This is a genomic window from Streptomyces sp. NPDC050211, assembly GCF_040656035.1.
GTDB lineage: Bacteria > Actinomycetota > Actinomycetes > Streptomycetales > Streptomycetaceae > Streptomyces.
The window spans coordinates 1-15,870 of the sequence record NZ_JBFALC010000115.1 but is presented as its reverse complement, the minus strand read 5'-3'; the positions used below and the strand labels follow the sequence as shown (position 1 = coordinate 15,870).

Annotated in this window: 16 protein-coding genes; 9 read left to right on the top strand and 7 right to left on the bottom strand. The window is 74.3% G+C overall.

Annotated features, from left to right (window positions below; translation table 11 throughout):
• From AB0I98_RS47760 to AB0I98_RS47735, 6 genes are all read right to left on the bottom strand, one after another.
• A partial coding sequence (locus AB0I98_RS47760) for an FAD-dependent oxidoreductase (protein WP_362952473.1) occupies positions 1 to 1,605 on the bottom strand: 1,605 nt, incomplete at its 3' end.
• Entirely contained in the window at positions 1,605 to 1,892 is a 288-nt protein-coding gene (locus AB0I98_RS47755) for an antibiotic biosynthesis monooxygenase family protein (protein ID WP_362952471.1), read from the bottom strand. The genes AB0I98_RS47755 and AB0I98_RS47760, both read right to left, overlap by 1 nt.
• A gap of 53 nt (positions 1,893 to 1,945) precedes the next feature.
• Positions 1,946 to 3,526 carry an AMP-binding protein gene (locus AB0I98_RS47750; RefSeq protein ID WP_362952469.1) on the bottom strand — a complete coding sequence of 527 codons (1,581 nt, stop codon included), beginning with the start codon at positions 3,524 to 3,526 and terminating at the stop codon, positions 1,946 to 1,948.
• Between the two features lie 110 nt (positions 3,527 to 3,636).
• Entirely contained in the window at positions 3,637 to 4,926 is a 1,290-nt protein-coding gene (locus tag AB0I98_RS47745; RefSeq protein WP_362952467.1) for an FAD-dependent monooxygenase, read from the bottom strand.
• Between the two features lie 71 nt (positions 4,927 to 4,997).
• Positions 4,998 to 5,747 carry an alpha/beta fold hydrolase gene (locus tag AB0I98_RS47740; RefSeq protein ID WP_362952465.1) on the bottom strand — a complete coding sequence of 250 codons (750 nt, stop codon included), beginning with the start codon at positions 5,745 to 5,747 and terminating at the stop codon, positions 4,998 to 5,000.
• Positions 5,748 to 5,959: 212 nt separating this feature from the next.
• A complete protein-coding gene (locus tag AB0I98_RS47735; protein ID WP_362952463.1) occupies positions 5,960 to 6,781 on the bottom strand; it encodes an AfsR/SARP family transcriptional regulator in 822 nt (273 codons plus the stop codon).
• A 355-nt stretch (positions 6,782 to 7,136) separates the two neighbouring features.
• Between AB0I98_RS47735 and AB0I98_RS47730 the strand changes: the two genes are divergently transcribed.
• The 6 genes from AB0I98_RS47730 (at position 7,137) to AB0I98_RS47705 (ending at position 13,208) form a co-directional block, all read left to right on the top strand.
• Positions 7,137 to 7,349 (top strand): hypothetical protein, encoded by a 213-nt coding sequence (locus AB0I98_RS47730; protein ID WP_362952461.1) that lies wholly within the window; start codon positions 7,137 to 7,139, stop codon positions 7,347 to 7,349.
• On the top strand, positions 7,346 to 8,512 hold the full coding sequence (locus AB0I98_RS47725) for an AfsR/SARP family transcriptional regulator (RefSeq protein ID WP_362952459.1): 1,167 nt from the start codon (positions 7,346 to 7,348) through the stop codon (positions 8,510 to 8,512). The genes AB0I98_RS47730 and AB0I98_RS47725 overlap by 4 nt, the downstream gene beginning before the upstream one ends.
• A gap of 145 nt (positions 8,513 to 8,657) precedes the next feature.
• Positions 8,658 to 9,923, top strand: coding sequence for a beta-ketoacyl-[acyl-carrier-protein] synthase family protein (locus AB0I98_RS47720; RefSeq protein ID WP_362952457.1), 1,266 nt, complete (start codon positions 8,658 to 8,660; stop codon positions 9,921 to 9,923).
• Positions 9,920 to 11,203: a ketosynthase chain-length factor gene (locus tag AB0I98_RS47715; protein WP_362952455.1), complete on the top strand. Its 1,284-nt coding sequence runs from the start codon at positions 9,920 to 9,922 to the stop codon at positions 11,201 to 11,203. The genes AB0I98_RS47720 and AB0I98_RS47715 overlap by 4 nt, the downstream gene beginning before the upstream one ends.
• Before the next feature lie 99 nt (positions 11,204 to 11,302).
• Positions 11,303 to 11,566, top strand: coding sequence for an acyl carrier protein (locus AB0I98_RS47710; protein WP_362952453.1), 264 nt, complete (start codon positions 11,303 to 11,305; stop codon positions 11,564 to 11,566).
• A 13-nt stretch (positions 11,567 to 11,579) separates the two neighbouring features.
• Positions 11,580 to 13,208 (top strand): FAD-binding protein, encoded by a 1,629-nt coding sequence (locus AB0I98_RS47705; RefSeq protein ID WP_362952451.1) that lies wholly within the window; start codon positions 11,580 to 11,582, stop codon positions 13,206 to 13,208.
• Positions 13,209 to 13,288: 80 nt separating this feature from the next.
• On the opposite strand, the gene AB0I98_RS47700 is transcribed toward AB0I98_RS47705, so the two are convergent.
• Positions 13,289 to 13,591 (bottom strand): antibiotic biosynthesis monooxygenase family protein, encoded by a 303-nt coding sequence (locus tag AB0I98_RS47700; RefSeq protein WP_362952449.1) that lies wholly within the window; start codon positions 13,589 to 13,591, stop codon positions 13,289 to 13,291.
• 142 nt (positions 13,592 to 13,733) lie between these two features.
• On the opposite strand from AB0I98_RS47700, the gene AB0I98_RS47695 reads away from it, so the two are divergent.
• From AB0I98_RS47695 to AB0I98_RS47685, 3 genes are all read left to right on the top strand, one after another.
• Entirely contained in the window at positions 13,734 to 14,735 is a 1,002-nt protein-coding gene (locus AB0I98_RS47695; RefSeq protein ID WP_362952447.1) for an ATP-binding cassette domain-containing protein, read from the top strand.
• The gene (locus AB0I98_RS47690; protein WP_362952445.1) at positions 14,732 to 15,556 is read left to right on the top strand and encodes an ABC transporter permease; all 825 of its coding nucleotides are present in this window, start codon (positions 14,732 to 14,734) and stop codon (positions 15,554 to 15,556) included. Before AB0I98_RS47695 ends, AB0I98_RS47690 begins: the two co-directional genes overlap by 4 nt.
• 68 nt (positions 15,557 to 15,624) lie before the next feature.
• Positions 15,625 to 15,870, top strand: a 246-nt coding sequence (locus AB0I98_RS47685; RefSeq protein ID WP_362952443.1) for a hypothetical protein, incomplete at its 3' end; no start/stop codon positions are given.

Below are 15,870 nucleotides of genomic sequence, written 5' to 3'. Positions count from 1 at the left end.
GGTCAACTGGCCGCCGCGCGCGGCGACATAGCCGTCCGGGCGGAGAAGCACCCAGTGGCCCGGGTCCAGACCGAGCGCCGTGCGCAGCCGGGCGTCGGGGTCGGCGAGCGGGCCCGGCCCGCCGTCGCCGTCCTCGCCGCCGACGGTGCGCACGGACAGCCACTGGCCGTACTGGACGGCGGCGGTGACGGCGACGCCGACGGGCGTGTCACCGGGTCCGGTGCCGCCCGCGGCGAGCAGCAACGACCAGCGGGGGTCGCGCAGTTCGTCGTGCAGGGCACGGCAGCCGGGTGCGGCGGGATCGTGGACGGGGGCCTCGGTGATCCGCCGGCCGGGGCGGGGGCCGGGGGTCGGCACGGTCCCGGACAGCACCACGGGTCCGGCGCCGACGACCTGCCGGAACGACTCGACGGTGGTCAGGCGGGAGTCGTCGTATCCGATGCGCAGGCCGGACATGCCGCCCAGGACCTTGCGCTGCAGGGCGCGGCGCAGCGCCGGCACGCCGCGCACGACGGCGAAGACGACGGGCAGCGCGGCCGAGGCCAGCAGGTTCTTCAGCTGGACCAGGAAGGTGGCGGTGCGGGTGGAGCCCAGCAGGGCCGCTCCGATCGGCACGCGTTCCTCGCTGTAGGTGTCGAGCAGGGCCCGTCCCGCATGGCCCTGGTCGACCTGGGCGAGTTTCCAGGCGAGGTTGTAGGCCTCCTGGATGCCGGTGTTCATGCCCTGTCCGGAGGCGGGGCTGTGCACATGGGCGGCGTCGCCGGCCACGAAGACGCGGCCGTCCTGCATCCGCTTCACCATCCGCTGCTGGAAGGTGAACACGGAGGTCCACTGCGCCTCGCCGACCTCGACCGCGCGGCCGAGCCCCTTGGACAGCCTGGCCCCCAGCTGTGCCGTGCCGCCGTCGGGGGCGGGCGCGGTGTCCAGCAGCCGCCAGTGCCCGTCGCGGGCGTAGGGCACCATCATCAGGGCGTGTCCGCCGGTGTGGGTCCAGTAGATGGTGTCGGGCGCCAGGTCGGTGGCGACGGGCGCATCGGCGAGCATCCACCGCTCGCTGCTCTCGCCGATCAGCTCGAGGCCGAGCAGCTTGCGTACGGTGCTGTGCCCGCCGTCGCAGCCGACCAGCCATGAGGTCTCGGCGCTCTCCTCGACGCCGTCCGGGCCGCGCAGCCGCACCCGCACCGAGTGCGGGTCCTGCTCGAACCCGGTCAGGGTGACGCCCCACTCGATGTCGACGCCGAGCCGGGCCACGGCCTCGCGCAGCACCGCCTCGGTGTCGGTCTGAGGGGCGATCAGTGAGTACGGGTAGGAGGTCGGCATCGTGGTGTAGTCGGCCTCCAGCCGCACCAGGCGGCGTCCGGCGGAGTACATGGTGAAGGCGCGGTTGGGCCGTCCCCGGCCCAGGAGTGCGTCGACGACGCCCATCTGCGCGAGCGTCTCCAGGGTGCGCGGGTGCACCGCCACGGCCCGGCTGGTGGGCGCAGGGCCGGGGGCGGCGTCGACCAGCCGCACCCGCAGGCCCCGGCGGGCGAGTTCGTGGGCGGCGGTCAGGCCGACGGGGCCCGCGCCGACGACGATCGCGCGCGGCCGGTCGAGGTCGTGCATCACGCGCTCTCCTCGACGATCTCGTACAGGCCCGGGTCGGGCGTGGCCAGCGGGCCCAGGCCCTTGACCAGCAACTGGAACTCCTCGCTGCGGACGGCCTTTTGGTGGGCGGCGACGTCCTTCCACACGGCGAGTTCGAGGTAGACGTTCGGCTCGCCCGCGTGCCGCAGGGTCAGGTGGCTGACGTATCCGGGCTGGGCGGACATGTAGGCGGTGAGCTTGCCCTTGACGGCGAGGAAGGTGTCGAGGTCGCCGTGCACGGTCAGCTTGTTGACGAAGGTCACCATGGTCTTCTCCTCAAGAACCGGGGGATGCGAAGGTGCGGGGCGGGTGCGGTGGGTCAGGACGCGGCGCGCTGGGCGAGCTGCTGGCGGATCAGGCGCCGGGCGGGTTTGCCGGTGGGGGTGCGCGGCACCGTGTCCAGGGCCTCGGTGAGGCGGATGTGCTCGAAGGGGGCGAGCTGTTCGTTGGCGCGGGCCGTGATCGAGTCGAGGACGTCGAGGACCCGGGGGCCGGTGTCGGCCTCGTCGCGCAGGACGAGGCCCGCCCAGACCAGGCCGCCGTGTTCCTCGTCGGGCCAGCCGGCGACCACGCAGTCGGCGACCCTGGGGTCGGTGGCGAGGATCCCTTCGACCCGGCTGGGCGAGACGATCTCGTTGTCGTACTTGAAGATGTCGTCGAGCCGGTCGACCAGCCACAGGGCGCCGTCGTCATCGACGTAGCCGACGTCCCCGGTGGAGAACCAGCCGTCGGCGTCGATGCGCGCGCAGGTCTCCTCGCCGAGGTAGCCGGCCATCAGCTGGGGGCCCTTGACCTGGACCTCGCCGGTGGACCAGACGCCGACCGGGCGGCCGGTGGTGAGGTCGATGAGCCGGCACCGGGTTCCGGGCACCGGGGCGCCGACCGCGCCGGGCCGGTAGCGGCCGGGCTGCTGGCAGTGGGTGAGCGGGGCGAGTTCGGCCATGCCGTAGCCCTGGACGACGGGGACGCCGAGCAGCTCGCGCAGGGTGTGGGCGGCATCCCGGCGCAGTGCGGAGCCGCCGGAGAGCACGGCCGTCAGCCGGCCTCCGCCGCGGGCGGCACGCTCGGTGGCGGCGAGCCTCGGGTCGGCGGCGAGGCGGTGCAGCCGTGCGGGCAGCCCGTAGTAGTGGGTGGCGCCGGTGCCGGCGGCCACCGCCAGCGACACCAGCGGGTCCGGGTCGGGGCACAGCACCTGGCAGGCGCCCGCGTCCAGCGCCGAGTTGAGGTGCATGACGTGGTACAGCGGCAGGTGGTTGACGGTGACCGAGTCACCGTCCAGGCGGTGGGCCAGCGCGGTCTGCCGGGCGTTGGCGACCACGTTGCGGTGGGTGAGCAGCACGCCCTTGGGGCGGCCGGTGGTGCCGGTGGTGAACTGCACGCAGGCCACGGCGTCCAGGTCGGCGGTCACCGGTTCGGGGGCCTGCGGTATCCCGTCCAGGGCGGTGTGCAGGGGCAGGCAGCCGGGCGGCACCACGGCGTCGGGCGCGTCGGTCACCACGACGGTGTGCAGGGCGGGCAGGGCGGGGCGCAGCTTGGCCAGCAGGTGGGCCGTCGCGGCGGGCACCAGCGCGATCTCGGCGCCGGACGCGGCGAACACGTGCCGCAGTCCGTCCTCGCCGATCAGCGGGTTGACCAGCACCACCGTGGCGCCGGCGCGCAGGACGCCGTGATAGCCGGCGGCGAAGACCGCATCGAGGACGTTCGCCACGCCGATCCGCGCGCCCGGCCGGCCGCCGGTGTGCCGCTGCACATACGCGGCGATCCGGTCGGCGCGGGCGTCGAGGTCACCAAAGGACAGGGCCGCGCGGGCGGTGCGCACGGCGGTGCCGCCGGGGTCGCGTGCGGCGGACGCGCGCAGCAGGCCGTCCACCGGGATCTCGGGGTACGTGAACGTCGGCACGGTTCTCCTCCGGGTCGGTGGGCGGCGCGCACACCGCGCGGCGCCTTTCACGGTGGGCCGGAGCGCTCGAGGAAGGTTCGAAGGGTGCTGGAGCTGTGCTGCCGGCCCCATCACCCGCGTACGCCGGAGGGTGCCCGGTCGCTGGTCCCGCGGGGGATGAACAGGTCGCGGCGCACGCCGACCGGGTCGGTGCCGTAGGCGATCTTGCGGGTGATGCGCTCGCCGATGCGGGAGCGGAGGATCAGGGGGGCGGCGTGGGCGCGCAGCCGGGTGGTGACGGGTCCGCCGCGGCCGAGCAGTGCCTTGGCCTGCAGCCGCTGCATCCGGTGCACGGCGGCCGCCGCGGGCCTGCGCCGCACCTCGTAGGGCAGCAGCGCCGTCCGGCGCGCATCGCCCGTGCGGACGGCCTCCAGCAGGACGGGGTGGGCGGCGGCCGCGTCCTGCAGGGCGAGGTTGATGCCCTGGGCGCCGATCGGGCCGTGCGTGTGGGCGCTGTCCCCGACGAGCATCAGCCCGTCGCGTACCCACTCGGTGGCCTGGGCGGCGAACACGTCGAGCAGTTTCAGGTCCGCCAGCGCGGGCGGATGCTCCCTGAACAGGTCCGCGAACTGGGGCAGCGCGTCGGTCAGTTCACGGCGGATCGCATCGATGCCGCGGGCGGCGATCTTATTCCAGCTGCGGTGCGGCAGGGTCCAGCCGATGCGCAGCCGGCCGGGGTAGGTGTCGTGGACCAGGAGGGCGCCGCGGGCGGTGCGGTGGACCCGTACCTGCCCGGTGGCGGCGTGCGGCGCGGGCAGCGTGAACCACACCACGTCCTGGTCGAACGCCTCGGTCCGTCCGGCGTCGATGCCGGCCAGCATCCGGGTGCGGGAGTAGCGGCCGTCGGCGCCGACCACGACGCGGGCCCGCACCGTCGCCGTGTGCCCGGTGCCGTGCTGCGCCACGGCCCCGCAGGCCGCCTCGCCGTCGCGCAGCAGCGCACTGAGCCGGTAGCCCTCCAGCGGGGTGAAGCCGGGCAGGGCGCGGCAGGCGGCGAACAGTTCGAGCAGCAGATGGCGCTGCGGCAGGGCGAGCAGACGGTCGTACGGCGGTGTCAGGCGCCGGTAGTCGACGTCGAGCAGCAGCCGTTCGTCCTGCACCACCTGGAAGCCGCGCAGGCTGCAGGCGCCGCGGCCGGCGGCGGCGTCCAGGACGCCCAGGTCGCCCAGGACGCGCTGGCCGCCGGGCTGGAGGATCTCGCCGTGGAAGTCGCGGCGCAGTGCGGTGGAGCGCTCCAGCAGGGCGACGCGGACGCCGGAGCGCAGCAGCATCAGGGTCAGCGCGAGGCCGGCGGGGCCCGCGCCGACCACACAGACGTCGGTGTGCACTTCGTTGACCCGGTCCATCTGGGGCACCTTCATCCTCGTCCTCCTGGGGTGGGTTCCCGCGCCCCGAAAAGAGGGGGGCGGGGCTGCATCGAGGTGCGGCCGGCTCACCGCAGGGCCGGCGCGGCGCTCAGCCGCCGTACGACGCGGCAGGCCCGCCCGAGCAGGTGGGGCAGGTGGGGCCCGCGGACGAAGAAGTGGTCGCCGGGCAGGGTGCGGGCGTACAGCGGCCCCGCACTGAAGCGCCGCCAGCCGGCCAGTTCGGCGGGGGACACCAGCGGGTCGCCGGCGCCGGCGACGGTCAGCACCGGCACCGTCAGCGGGCCGCCCGCAGCCGGGGTGCGGGCGTCGCGGCGCAGCCGGTCGGCGAGGGTCAGGTCGGCGCGCAGCACCGGCATCACGGACCGGTACCAGTAGCTGCCGGGGGCGGTGCCCTCGGGCACCGCGCCCACCGTGTCGAGCAGATGCAGCAGGTGTTCGTCGCCCTCCCGGCAGGCGTCCGCCAGCCGGGAGGCGGCATCGGGCGGCGGGCAGGCGCCCACGGCGAGCAGCACCGGGCCGGGCAGTCCGGCCTCGTGCAGGGCCCGGGTGAGCGTGTAGGCGACCAGCGCGCCGAGGCTGTGCCCGTACAGCACGTACGGCGTGTGCGGCGCGGTGGTGAAGTCGTCCATCAGGTCGGCCAGCAGCGCCTGGCGTGTCGTCACCCTGGCCTCGCGGCGCCGGCCGTCGCGGCCGGGCAGCAGGTGCGGCACCGCCGCCACGCCGGTGCCCAGGCGGGCGCTCCAGCCGTGGAACGACGAGACACCCGCTCCGGCGTGCGCGAAGCAGTGCAGCAGCACCGGCTGTTCGTCGGGCATCGGCCGTCCCCTTTTTGTCTCCTCGCGCCTGGGGCCTGTCCGGCGGATCAGGCCGCGGGGAGCACACGGCGGCGGATCGGCGCCGGCGACCGACGACAAGGCGGCCGATGGCGTGCCCGGGCCCGCGTTAGCGGCGTGCTCCGCCGCCGAGGGCCTGGGTCGTCTCCCGCGCCCCGCCAGGCTCGCGCCCCGTCCTCGAGGCGCGCTCGGGCTCAGACCGCGTACAGGTTGAAGGTGGAGGTGGGGCGCGGCCCGCACGCCACGTCCAGCGCCGGGTCGACGGTGAGCATCGCCTGGTGCAGCCGCTGCAGCTGCGGCGAGGGCTCCACGCCCAGCTCCTCGATCAGCCGCTTGCGCAGCCGGCGGTAGACGTCCAGCGCGGTGGCCTGCCGGCCGGAGCGGTACAGCGCCACCATGGCCTGGGAGTGCAGGCCCTCGTGCTGCGGGTGCCGGGCGACCAGGTCGGTGAGCTCGGCGATGAGTTCGGCGTGCCGGCCCAGGCGCAGGTCGGAGTCGATGCGCCGCTCGACGGTGACCAGACGGCTCTCCTCCAGCCGCATGACCTCGATCTCCAGGATCGGCCCGACGCGCACGTCGACCAGCGCGGGCCCCTGCCACATGCCCAGCGCGTCCCGGAACAGTCCGGCCGCGCTGGCGTCCTCGCCCTCCTCGAAGGCCGACTGGCCGGCCGTCACCAGCTGCTCGTAGCGCTGGACGTCGACGCTCTCGGGCGGCACCTGCAGCAGGTAGCCGCCGTGCCGGGTGGCCAGCACCTCCTTGGCTGTGCCGGGGGCATCGGGCCCCATGGCGGTGCCCAGGCGGCGGCGCAGCTGCAGGATGTACGTCTGCATGGTGGTCATCGCGCTTTGGGGCATGTCGGTGCCCCAGATCTCCTCCATGAGGGTGGGCACAGGCATGACCCTGCCCGGGTAGAAGGCGAGCAGAGCGAGGATCTGCCTCGGCTTGCCCGCAGTCGGAACGATCGAGACCCCGTTGACGTGAGCGCTCAACGGACCCAGAACCTGTATCTCCACAGTTTCCTCCCCGTACCGGTTGAGTGGGTGCTTCCACTCGTTGGCTCAAAGCCGTCGGCCGTGCAGCACGCTAGCCCCGTTCCCGTGGCGCCCCTCGGTATCTCCAGCCGCGTTCAAGCGACCTTCCACACGCGGCCTTTCCACCTGGATCCGGCGCACTCGAGAACGCTTGTACGCAGGCTGGAGCCGGGCTCGCACGGACGGCCGCCGCCCGCGTGGGGTGGCTATCGTCCGCACGACGAGCGCCGCACCGCGCGGCCGTCGCGATGGCCGAACCGGACCGGATCACGACGGCCCCAGCACGCCACGCCACCCCTGGTGGCCGCCGCCCCACCCGACCAGTGACGGAGTCACCATGGAACAGCGCCGGCCCGTGCCCGACCGCCCCGCCGGCACCGAACCCGGCGCCCGCGTCGGCGTGTTCGGGCGGCACGGCGCCCCCGCCGCACCGCCCCACCCCGCCCTACGGCCACCCCGGACCGCGCACCGGCCGGCACCCGGACTGCCCGACGGGCCGTACCGCTCCCGGCGGCCCGGCCCCACACCGGACCGAGCGGCACCGCGATGACCGCGCCGGGCCCGGCCGCGCCGACCGCACCGCACGGCACCGCGATCACCGCACCGGACGGGACCGCTCCGACCGTGCCGAACGGAGCCGCGCCAACCGGACCGGGCAGGACCCCGCCGACCGCACCGCACGGGACCCCGCCGACCGGACCGGAGGGCACCGCGCCGACCGTGCCGGGCGGGGCCGCTGCGGCCGCTGCCGGGCGGGGCGCGTCGCTGTTGTCCGCCGGTGAGGAGACCGAGTTCCGGCTGCTGGGGCCGGTGGAGATCCGGGACGGCGGGGCGGGGAGCGACATCGTGCCGCCGGGGCCCAAGCAGCGCGTCCTGCTGTCCGCGCTGGTGCTGCACGCCGGCCGGCCACTGTCCGTGGACCAGCTCACCGAGGAGCTGTGGGGCGAGCGTCCCCCCTCCAACGCGGCGAACGCGCTGCAGGCACACGTGGCCCGGCTGCGCCGGCTGCTGCCGGAGCAGGCCGGGCCCGTCCCCGGCCACGAGTGGATCTCCACCGGGCCGGCCGGGTATCTGCTGAGCCTGGGCCGCGCCACCACCGACGTCCAGCGCTTTGCCCGGCTGTCCGCCAAGGGCCGCGCCGCCCTCGCCACCGACCCCGGCCACGCGGCCCAACTGCTGCGCCGGGCCCTGGCGTTGTGGCGTGGCCCGGCCCTGCAGGACAGCCGCTGCGGACCGCTGTGCACCGGCGAGGCCGACCGGCTGGAGGAGAACCGGCTGACCGCGCTGGAGAGCCTGTACGACGCATGCCTGCGCTGCGCCCAGCACGGCGAGATCACCGGCGAGCTGGAGAAGCTGACGGCCGACCATCCGCTGCGCGAGCGGTTCTATGACCTGCTGATGGTCGCCCTGTACCGCAGCGGCCGCCAGGCCGAGGCCCTCGGCGTGTACGAACGGGCCCGCCGCCGGCTCGTGCAGGGCCTGGGCATCGAACCGGGGCCGGTCCTGCGCGGGCGCCTTCAGGCGATCCTCACCCACGCCCCCGACCTGTCCGCGCCCGCGGGCCCAAACCGGTGCGCCGCGCCGGCCGGCACGGTCGAACTCGGCAGCGAGATCGCCCGCCTGCAGCGGCACATCGACGAGCTGTGCCGCCGTCAGGAGGCGCTGGTGCGCCGCTTCGACGCGCTGGCCGCCCGGCTGCCGGAGACGGCGTAGGCGCTGGCGCGCCCGCGTCGGGTTCAAGCCGTTCTCCAGGGACGTCGGCGACGCTTCGAGCGTCGACGTGGGGCTCGTGTTGTCGGCTGGGCGACGATTCGCGCCGCCGTCGTGACACCTGGAGGACAACTGTGAGGGACAGCCGATGAGAAGGGTCGTGATCACCGGAATCGGTGTGGTCGCCCCGGGCGGAGTGGGTACCAAGGAGTTCTGGTCGCAGCTCACCTCGGGCCGCACGGCCACCCGTGGCATCACCCTGTTCGACCCGGCCCAGTTCCGTTCGCGCATCGCCGCGGAGGTGGACTTCGACGCCGACGCGCACGGGTTCACCGCGGCGGAGAGCGAACGGCTCGACCGCGCCGCGCAGTTCGCGGTGGTCAGCGCCCGCGAGGCGCTGGCCGACAGCGGACTGGGCGGGCAGCTCGACCCGCTGCGCACCGGGGTCACGCTCGGCAGCGCGGTCGGCTGCACCAGCGGCCTGGACACGCAGTACGCGGCGGTCAGCGACAACGGCGCCCACTGGCTGGTCGACCACACCCGGGCCGTGGCCCATCTGTTCGACTACTTCGTGCCCAGCTCGCTGGCCGCCGAGGTCGCCCACACCGTCGGCGCGCAGGGGCCGGTCTCGCTGGTGTCCACGGGCTGCACCTCGGGCCTGGACTCCGTCGGGCACGCGGTCGAGCTGATCCGCGAGGGCAGCGCCGACGTCATGGTCACCGGCGCCACCGAGGCACCGATCTCCCCCATCACGCTGGCCTGCTTCGACGCGATCAAGGCCACCACCCCCCGCAACGACGAGCCGGAGTCCGCCTCGCGGCCCTTCGACCGCACCCGCAACGGGTTCGTGCTCGGCGAGGGGTCGGCCGTCCTGGTCGTCGAGGAGCTGCAGCACGCGCGCCGCCGCGGCGCGCATGTGTACGCCGAGATCGCCGGCTTCGCCAGCCGCAGCAACGCCTACCACATGACCGGCCTGCGCACGGACGGCAGGGAGATGGCCGAGGCCATCACCGCCGCCCTGGACGAGGCCAGGCTCGGCCCCGACGCCGTCGACTACATCAACGCCCACGGCTCGGGCACCAAGCAGAACGACCGGCACGAGACGACCGCGTTCAAGCGCGGTCTGGGCCAGCGGGCCCACGCCGTGCCGGTCAGCTCGATCAAGTCGATGATCGGGCACTCGCTCGGCGCGATCGGCTCCCTCGAGGTGGCCGCCAGCGCGCTGGCCATCGAGCACGGCGTCGTCCCGCCGACGGCCAATCTGCACGAACCCGATCCCGCCTGCGACCTGGACTACACGCCGCTGGTGGCCCGCGAGCAGGTGACCGACACGGTCCTCACCGTGGGCAGCGGGTTCGGCGGTTTCCAAAGCGCCATGGTCCTGACCCGTCCGCACCTGGGAGTGAGCGCATGACCGGCACGGCCCTCCTCGAACGTACCGCCACCGCCCCGGCGCCCCCGGGCCCCGCCGCGGCGGCCCGCCCCACCCACGCCGTGGTCACCGGCATCGGTGTCGCCGCCCCCAACGGGCTGGGCGCCGAGGCCTGGTGGGCGGCCGTCCTGCGCGGCGAGAGCGGCATCCGTGAGCTGACCCGCTTCGACGCCTCCCGGTATCCGGCCCGGCTCGCCGGCGAGGTGCCCGGCTTCGTCGCCGAGGACCATGTGCCCAGCCGGCTGCTGTCGCAGACCGACCAGGTGACCCGGCTGTCGCTGGTGGCCGCCGAGGAGGCGCTGGCCGACGCCGGCATCGACCCGGCCGAGCTGCCCCACTACGCGGCGGGCGCGGTCACCGCGGCGTCCGCGGGCGGTTTCGAGTTCGGCCAGCGCGAGCTGCAGGCCCTGTGGAGCAAGGGCAGCTCGCACGTCAGCGCGTATCAGTCCTTCGCCTGGTTCTACGCGGTGAACACCGGTCAGATCTCCATCCGCCACGGGCTGCGCGGCGCCAGCGGGGTGCTGGTGTCCGAGCAGGCCGGCGGGCTCGACGCCGTGGGACAGGCCCGGCGCCAGCTGCGCAAGGGCGCGACGGTCGTGGTCACCGGCGCCGTCGACTCCGCGCTGTGCCCGTGGAGCTGGGCCGCACACCTGGCCGAGGGCCGCATCAGCGTCAGCGACGACCCCCACCGCGCCTTCCTGCCCTTCTCGGCGGACGCCGGCGGCTACGTCCCCGGTGAGGGCGGCGCGCTGCTGATCCTGGAGGCCGCCGACGCGGCCCGCGCCCGCGGCGCCCGCACGTACGGCACGGTCGCCGGGTACGCGTCCACCTTCGACCCGGCCCCGCACACCGGCGGCGCCGGCCGGCTGGGCGCCGCGGCCGAACTGGCCCTGGCCGACGCCGGGGTACGCGCCGACCAGGTCGACGTGGTCTTCGCCGACGGCGCCGGCGAGCGGGCGGCCGACCGCGTCGAGGCCGAGGCGCTGGGCGAGTTGTTCGGGGCGTACGGCGTCCCGGTGACCGCGCCGAAGAGCATGACGGGCCGGCTCGCCGCCGGCGGCGCCTCGCTGGATGTGGCCGCCGCTCTGCTGTCGCTGCGCGACCAGGTGATCCCGCCCACGACCGGCACCCGGCGGGTAGCCGACGACTGCCCCCTGGACCTGGTGACGGGCACCCCGCGCCGGGGCGTCGAACTGCGCACGGCGCTGGTGCTGGCGCGCGGCCGCGGGGGCTTCAATGCCGCGGCCGTGGTCCGCGCATAGCCACCGCCCGCCTGTCCACCCGTCCCGCCCGCACCGATGGAACACCGAAGAACGAAGAACACCGCAGAACACTGCAGAACACCGGAGAAAGAGGTATCCGTGAACCGGCTGGAACTCACTGATCTGACAGCCCTGTTGCGCGAGTGCGCGGGCGAGGAGGAGGGCGTGGACCTGGACGGCGACATCCTGGATGTCCCGTTCGGCGAACTCGGCTACGACTCGCTGGCGGTGCTGCAGACGACCGGGCGCATCGAGCGGGACTTCGAGGTGCTGCTGGACGAGGAGGCCGTGGACGAGGCCGAGACCCCGCGCGCCTACCTGGAACTGATCAACCGGGCGCTGTCCGAGCGCGCCGGCGTGTGAGCGGGTGCGTGAGATGACTGCCCCCAACCGCAGAAGCTTCGTGGCCACAACGATCGCCGCAACCGCCGCAACTGCCGCGGCCGGCGTCACGGCGGCGCCGGCCGCCGCGCGCCCGGCCGGCCCGGCCGGATCCGGGCCCGTGGTGGTCGGCCCGGCGGACCCGCGCTACGAGGACCTCGCCCGGCGCGGCAGCAACAAGAGGTTCTTGGCCCGCCCCGAGTCCTTCGTGCTGGCGACGACCACCGAGCAGGTGGTGCGGGCGGTGCGCGCGGCGGTACGCGACGGCGAGCGCATCGCGGTGCGCAGCGGCGGCCACTGCTACGAGAACTTCGTGGGCGACGCCTCCATCCGCCGGGTCATCGACCTGGGCGCCATGGACACCGTCCGCTGGGACGCGCAGCGCGGCGCCTTCGAGATCGGGGCGGGCGCCCGCCTGATGGACGTGTACCGGACCCTCTACTACGGCTGGGGCGTGACCGTCCCCGGCGGCGCCAGCGCGACGGTCGCCTTCGGCGGCCATGTGCAGGGCGGCGGTTACGGCGCCCTGTCCCGCCGCCACGGCATCTCCAGCGACCACCTGCTGGCCGTGGAGGTGGTCGTCGTGGACGCCGCCGGCCGGGTCCGCCCGGTCATCGCCACGCGGGAGGCGCACGATCCGCACCGGGACCTGTGGTGGGCCCACACCGGGGCGGGCGGCGGCAACTTCGGTGTCGTCACCCGCTACTGGTTCCGCTCCCCCGCGGCCCGGGGCACCGATCCGGCGGCCGCGCTGCCGCGCCCGCACCCCAGCGTGCTCACCTCCACCGTGATGTTCCCGCGCGAGGGCATGACCCAGAACGCGTTCCGCGCGCTGGTGGGCAACCACGGCCGCTGGCACGAACGCCACAGCGGCCCCCGCTCGCCGTACACGGGCCTGTTCAGCGGCCTGGTCCTGCTGGGTCACCAGGGCGAAAGCGACCAGGGCCTGAGCGCGATCGCCTTCACCCACCTGGACGCGACCCTGCCCGACGCGCAGCGGCTGCTGGCGGACCACATCGCCGCGCTCAGCGCCGGCGTGGGGGTGGAGGCCTACGTCGCACCGCCGCAGACACTGCCGTGGCTGGCCTCGGTCGAAGAGCTGGCGGCGGCGCAGGACGCGGAGACGGGCCGTCAGAAGATCAAGTCGGCGTATCTGCGCAGGGCGTTCACCAGCGCCCAGATCGACGTCCTGTACGACCGCCTCGGCAGCCCGGAGCACACCAACGAGTCCAGTTCGGTGTCCATCCAGTCCTACGGCGGCAAGGTCAACACCCTCGCCCCGGCGGCGACGGCCTCGGCGCAGCGCGACTCGGTGATGAAGGCCCTGTTCATGAACACCTGGCAGGACCCGGCCAAGGACACGGCGAACGTGGACTGGCTGCGCCGCCTGTACGCGGACGTCTACCGCGACACCGGCGGCGTCCCGGCCCCGGGCGGCCGCAGCGACGGCTGCTTCATCAACTTCCCCGACATCGACATGGCCGACCCGAAGTGGAACACCTCCGGCATTCCCTGGCACCGGCTGTACTTCGGGGACAACTACCGCCGTCTGCAGGCGGTCAAGGCGAAGTGGGACCCGCGGGGCGTGTTCGGCCACCCGCTGTCCGTGCGGGCGGCCCGCTGAGCCCCCTGGTCCCCACGGCCCGGAGCGGGCTGCCCCGAACAACCGGGGGCGGCCCGCTCCGGGCCGTGGGCGGCGGGCGCTCAGCGGCGGGGGGCCGCCTCCCGTTCCAGCACCGGTGCGTACAGGTTCGGGTCGCTGGTGCTCAGCGCGCGCAGCGCCGCCGCGTGCGGGGCGAAGTCCGGGTGGGTGACCGCCGCCTGGAAGGAGGCGGCGTCCGTCCATTCGGCGATGTTGACGTACGCGCCCGCCTGCCGCGTGTGGCGCAGCAGGCGGTGGCGCAGGAATCCGGGGCGGTCACGGAAGAAGGCCGAGGTGTCCTCGAAGAGCCGCTCGAACTCCTCGGCCGGGCCGGTGACCGTGAACCGGTTGATGAAGGTGACCACGTGTTCCTCCGGGCCGGTGAAACGGGCTGACGTAGGCGTACCCACGCAACGTTGCGCGCCCGGCTCGAGCCGGACTCGAAGCAGGGCCGAGCGGCGGCATCGACACTGCTCGCACTGCCGTCGACCTCCCGGAAGGACACCCATGGCAAGGCCATCGAGGGAATCCGCGTACGCGATCCTCGCCGAGAACGTGTGCAAGCGGTACGGCGACGCCCCGGCCCTGAGCGGGTTCGGGCTGCGGGTGCCCGAGGGCACCGTGCACGGGCTGCTCGGCCACAACGGCGCCGGCAAGACGACCGCGGTCCGCATCCTGTCGACGCTGGCCCGGCTGGACGAGGGCCGCGCCGAGGTCGCCGGTTTCGACGTGGTCCGCGACAGCGCACAGGTGCGGGCGCGGATCGGGCTGCTCGGCCAGCACGCCGCGGTCGACGAGGTGCTCAGCGGCCGCCAGAACCTGGTGATGTTCGGCCGGCTCTACCACCTGGGCAAGCGTGCGGCCGGTGCGCGCGCGGACGCGCTGCTGGAGCAGTTCGGGCTCACCGGCACGGGCTCCAAGCAGGTCAAGGACTACTCGGGCGGGATGCGGCGGCGCCTGGACCTCGCGGCCAGTCTCATCCTCGCGCCGCGGGTGCTCTTCCTCGACGAGCCGACGACGGGGCTGGACCCGCGCAGCCGCAACGAGGTGTGGGCCGCGGTGCGCTCGCTGGTCCAGGACGGCACCACGGTGTTGCTGACCACGCAGTACCTGGACGAGGCGGACCAGCTCGCCGACCGGATCTCGGTGATCGCCTCCCCCGGCGGGGCCGGCGGGCGGCTGATCGCCGAGGGCACCCCCGACGAGCTGAAGTCGCAGATCGGCGGCGACCGGATCGACGTCACGGTCCGCCACAGCGGTGACCTCGCCGCGGCGGCGGGCGTGCTGACCCGGATCACCGGCCGGGACCCGGACACCGACACCGAGAACCGGCGGGTGGGCGCCCCGGTCCAGGACCGGGTCGCCGCGCTGTCCGAGATCGTGCGCGCGCTCGGCGAGGCGGGCGTGGTGGCCGAGGACATCGCCCTGCGCCGCCCCACCCTGGACGAGGTCTTCCTGCACCTCACCGGCACGGACAAGACCGAGAAGAAGGAAGAGGTGACGGTGTGAGCACCGCAGTTGCCAAGTCCGAGGCCACTACCGGCGGCGCCCGCTGGGCGCTGTCCGACTCCTGGGTACTGACCGGCCGTTCGCTGGCCCACTGGGCCCGCAATCCCGCCCCCGTCATCATCGGCCTGCTCTTCCCGATCATGATGGTGCTGATGTTCGGGTACCTGTTCGGCGGGGCGATGCAGGTGCCCGGCGGGGGCAGCTACCGCGAGTTCCTGGTGCCGGGCATGTTCGCCATGACGATGGTCTTCGGCATCGAGGTGACGATGCTGGCCGTGATCAGCGACGCCGCCAAGGGGGTCACCGACCGGTTCAGGGCGATGCCCACGTCCGCCGCGGCGGTGCTGACCGGGCGCAGCATCGCCGACATGCTCAACTCGGTCCTCGGGCTGACCGTGATGATCCTGTGCGGCCTGGCCGTCGGCTGGCGCGCGAACGACGGGTTCGCCCGGGCGCTGGCCGCCGTCGGGCTGCTCCTGCTGCTGCGCTTCGCCCTGCTGTGGGTGGGCATCTACCTGGGGCTGGTCTTCACGGACCCGGCCGCCGTCACCGCCGTGCAGACACTGGTGTGGCCGCTGGGGTTCCTGTCGAACGCCTTCGTCTCGCCGGACACCATGCCGGGCTGGCTCGCCGCCCTCTCCGAGTGGAATCCGCTGTCGGCGACGGTGACGGCCGCGCGGCGGCTGTTCGCCAACCCCGGCTGGGACACCGGGACCTGGGCGGCGGATCAGGCCATTGTCATGGGCGTGGTGTGGCCGGTGATCATTTTTGCGGTTTTCTTCCCGCTGTCCGTGCGACGCTACCAGCGGCTCGGCAGCTGACACCGAACCGCCCCGAACCGGGCCGGGCCGGCCCGGCCCGGGCTGAACGAAGGGGAATGCAGAGGGACATGGCAGTGATGACGGGCGCTTGGGCCGACGACCTCACCCGGTGCGCGGTGCTCTTCGAGGCGGCCGACCCGCCCCGCGCGGGCACCGTGGTGTTCTGGGATCCGCCGGGCGGCGAGCCGGGGTTGGCGGCCGGCCAGGCCGGCCGGACGGACACCGTGGACGTCGTCACCGTCGAGGACGGCACCCCCGCCACCCGCACCGTGGCGGCGCTGCGGCTGTCCGTCGCGGACGCGCTGGCGGTGCTG